General features: G+C 70.8%; 1 protein-coding gene. It reads right to left on the bottom strand.

Going from position 1 to position 1,086, the window contains the following annotated elements; translation table 11 throughout:
- Positions 1–1,086, bottom strand: a 1,086-nt coding sequence (locus tag ABZ194_RS30415) for an IS30 family transposase (protein ID WP_355600452.1), incomplete at both ends; no start/stop codon positions are given.

Genomic DNA, 1,086 nt, shown 5'->3' with positions numbered 1-1,086 from the left:
CCGAGGCTCTTGCGGGGGCGAGCGTTGAGGGTCGCGGCGATGGCGTCGAGGTCGCTTCGAGCGTGCCTGCTCAAGTCGGTCCCCTTGGGAAAGTATTGGCGGAGCAGGCCGTTGGTGTTCTCGTTGGTGCCGCGCTGCCAGGGGCTGTGCGGGTCGGCGAAGTAGATCTCCAGGCCGGTGTCGATGCGTAGCTGGGCGTGCTGGGCCATCTCCGCGCCCTGGTCCCAGGTCAGCGACCTGCGCAGTTGCTCGGGCAGGGCGATGATGGTGGCGGCAATGGCATCGCGGACGGCCCGGGCGCCGTGCCCGGCCAGTGCCGGGCCGTTCTTGACGCGTGGCCCTGCGCGGTGGCCGTCCATCGGGGGCAGGTGCAGCAGCATCGTGAACCGGGTGGTGCGCTCGACCAAGGTGCCGATCGCGGAGCTGTCCAGGCCGATGATGAGGTCGCCTTCCCAGTGCCCGGGCACGGCCCGGTCCTCGGCCTCTGCGGGCCGCCGGCTGATCAGCACTTCCTCGGTGACGAACTTCTTTCCGCGCCGGCGGGTCCTTGCCCTGGGCACTCGCAGCGCACGGCCGGTGCGCAGGCAGGCCGTCAACTCGCGGCGCAGCGCGCCCCGGCCTTGGATATAGAGGGCCTGGTAGATGGCCTCGTGCGAGATCCGCATCGTCTCATCCTCGGGGAAGTCGATGGGTAGCCGGTTGGCGATCTGTTCCGGACTCCACGATGTCGCCCAGCGCCGATCCCGGCGCCGCCCGTGGCGCCGCCCGATCCAACGGGTTTGCGGGCCCGGAACCGCGCTACCGCCCGCAGCCGTGACCGCGCCGGCGAGCCTGTCTTGAACGTACTGCTGGAGCCTGTCGTTGGTGGCGAGCTTGCATGGCTTGGGCCGACGGGCTTGCCGGTCGGCGTGCCACTGCGCGACCGAGGCCCGGTAGTCCAGACGGCCGCCGCGGGTGGCCGCGTTACGTCGCAACTCCCGCGAGATCGTCGACGGAGCCCGTCCCAAGTGGCGCGCGATGTCCCGCACGCCGTACTGCTGGGCGCGCAGCACGGCGATCTCCTCGCGCTCGGCGAACGATAGGTAG

The organism is Streptosporangium sp. NPDC006007 (genome assembly GCF_040614315.1).
Classification (GTDB): domain Bacteria; phylum Actinomycetota; class Actinomycetes; order Streptosporangiales; family Streptosporangiaceae; genus Streptosporangium.
The sequence above is the reverse complement of the archived record's forward strand: the minus strand, read 5'-3'. Positions and strand labels throughout refer to the sequence as shown.